This is a genomic window from Thermovirga sp. (assembly GCA_012523215.1).
GTDB lineage: Bacteria > Synergistota > Synergistia > Synergistales > Thermovirgaceae > 58-81.
This window is the reverse complement of record JAAYIZ010000241.1, coordinates 1-2,409: the sequence shown is the minus strand read 5'-3', so window position 1 is coordinate 2,409 and position 2,409 is coordinate 1. Positions and strand designations below refer to the sequence as shown.

At 59.4% G+C, this 2,409-nt stretch carries 5 protein-coding genes; all 5 read left to right on the top strand.

Features of this window, described 5'->3' with window-relative positions; all coding sequences use genetic code 11:
* Positions 1-800 (top strand): signal recognition particle protein (locus GX108_06730; protein ID NLO56729.1); only part of this gene is annotated, 800 nt, incomplete at its 5' end.
* 89 nt (positions 801-889) lie between these two features.
* Positions 890-1,159, top strand: a complete 270-nt coding sequence (gene rpsP, locus GX108_06725) for a 30S ribosomal protein S16 (GenBank protein ID NLO56728.1) — start codon at positions 890-892, stop codon at positions 1,157-1,159.
* Positions 1,160-1,171: 12 nt separating this feature from the next.
* A complete protein-coding gene (locus GX108_06720; GenBank protein NLO56727.1) occupies positions 1,172-1,417 on the top strand; it encodes a KH domain-containing protein in 246 nt (81 codons plus the stop codon).
* A gap of 28 nt (positions 1,418-1,445) precedes the next feature.
* A complete protein-coding gene (gene rimM, locus GX108_06715) occupies positions 1,446-1,958 on the top strand; it encodes a 16S rRNA processing protein RimM (GenBank protein NLO56726.1) in 513 nt (170 codons plus the stop codon).
* The coding region (locus GX108_06710; protein ID NLO56725.1) for a tRNA (guanine(37)-N(1))-methyltransferase at positions 1,958-2,409 on the top strand (452 nt) is incomplete at its 3' end. The genes rimM and GX108_06710, both read left to right, overlap by 1 nt.

Here is a 2,409-nt window from a genome sequence, read left to right as displayed (position 1 = left end):
GGAGGCTTTACGATGTTATTCTTTTCGACACCGCCGGCCGTCTCGATATCGATGAGCAACTCATGGAGGAGCTGGCCTTCCTTGGAGAGGCTCTCTCGCCTACGGAGACGCTCCTCGTGGTCGACTCCATGACCGGGCAGGAGGCCGTCAATGTGGCGATGGCCTTCAACGAGCGGATCCCCGTGAGCGGGATCGTCCTGACGAAGCTCGACGGCGACTCCCGCGGTGGGGCGGCGCTGAGCATAAGGGCTGCGACGGGGATCCCTGTCAAATTGGCGGGAGTAGGGGAAAGGGTTCAGGACCTTGAACAATTCGACCCCCAGCGGATGGCGCAGCGCATCCTCGGCATGGGGGATGTCCAGGGGCTCGTAGAGAGGATTCAGGAGGCGGTGGACGGCGAGGAGATTGAAAAGATCACCGCATCGGTCAAAAAGAAAAAACTGACCATGGAGGATATGCTCCTCCAGATCAGGCAGGTCCGGAAGATGGGACCCCTGGAAAAGATCCTGGAGATGATTCCCGGTGCCGGAAAGATAAAGGGACTTGAAAACGCCCGGCTGGACCCCCGGCGCCTTGCCCACGTGGAGGCGATCATTCTCTCCATGACACGGGAGGAGAGGCAGAACCCTCACATCATAAAGGGAAGCCGCCGGAGGAGGATAGCCCTGGGATCGGGCTGTACGGTACAGATGGTCAACCAGGTTCTCAAGCAATACGAGCAGATGAACCTGCTGATGAAGCGTTTCGCCCTGGGGAAGGGCGCGAAACTCCCGAGGGGATTTCCCCCCCTACCCATGTAAAGGGATCCACGCTTTTCGTTGAGTCCTATATGAACCACCCCCCGGACCCGAGATCCCCGGAGGGAAGAAAAACAGGAGGTGCGAAAAAGATGGCAGTAAGAATTCGCCTTGCAAGGTTTGGCCGGAAAAAACGGCCCTTTTACCGCCTGGTCGTCGCCGACTCGAAGGCGCCCCGCGATGGGGCGTTCATCGAACAGATCGGGTCCTATGACCCCATGGTGGAGCCGGCGGCGTTGAAGGTCCAGGAGGAAAGGGCTCTTTACTGGCTGGGTGAAGGAGCCCTTCCATCGGACACGGCCCGGGCTATCCTGAAGAAGACAGGAGTCTGGGACAAGTTCTCGTCCGGGAAAAAGAAGTAACGGGACCTGCCCATGCCGGATTACGAAGAGCTCGTGAACTTCATCGTCAGGAATATCGTTACCGATCCTGACGCCGTGACGGTGACGTCACAAAGGAGCAGCGGCGGGGTTGTAAGGGTAACGATAAGTGTTTCAAGGGATGATATGGGGCGACTTATCGGTAAGCGCGGCGTTACGATCAATGCGATCAGAATGGTTGCCCGGGCGGCCGCCGTCAAACCCGGCGAGAAAGTAGAAGTGGATATCCTGGAAGACTGAGGTGTCAGCCTTGGAAGGACCGGCGATGGTGATCATAGGACGTGTCCTCGGGGCCCATGGGATCAGGGGCGAGATCAAGGTCCTTCCGCTCACTGATTTTCCGGATCGGTTCCTCGGCATGGAAAGGCTGGAGGTTTTTCGCCCGGTGGGGAAGTGCGTCGCCTCGCTCACGGTGAGGTCCATCAGGTTCCACGAGGCGAAGGGGCTGTTTCTCGTCGAAACGGAGGAGATCGGTGATCGCGATAAGGCCGGGGGCCTCCAGGGCGGATTCGTGATGGTGAAGTCGTCCGAAAGGGTGCCTTTGCCGGAAGGAAGTTACTGGGTCGAGGACGTGGTGGGTCTTAAGGTCGTTTCGTCCGGCACCGGAGAAGAGATCGGCAAGGTGGAGGATGTGCTCCAAACCGGAGCCCATGATGTTTACTCGGTGAGGACGACCCGGGGCGACGTCAGGATGCTCCCCGCTGTGCGCGAAGTGGTACTCCGGATCTCGCTTAAGGAGAGGATCATGGAAGTCAGGCCATTGGAGGGACTCTGGGACTGATGATCGTGACGGTGGTGACCTCCTTTCCCGAATTGCTGGAGCCCTTTTCCAGTACCGGTGTCATTGGTAAGGCCGTGGAAAAGGGCCTTATCGGCATCCGCTGCGTAAACCCCCGCGATCATGCCGACGGTCACTTCGGCCAAATAGACGACTACGCCTTCGGCGGCAGCGGGGGCATGGTGCTGATGGCGGAACCCCTGGCCAGGGCACTAGAGGCGGCCGGAGCCCGGGAGGAGATTTTCGTGGTCCATCCCGGCCCCCAGGGTGCAATCTTTGGACAGCACCTGGCGGAATCCCTGGCTACGAAGAAACACCTCGTGATCGTCTGCGGCCGCTACGAAGGAGTCGATGAAAGGTTCCTGGAGAATTACGTGGACCTGGAGGTCTCCCTGGGGGATTACATCCTGACCGGGGGAGAGCTGCCAGCCATGGTCATCATCGACGCCGTGGC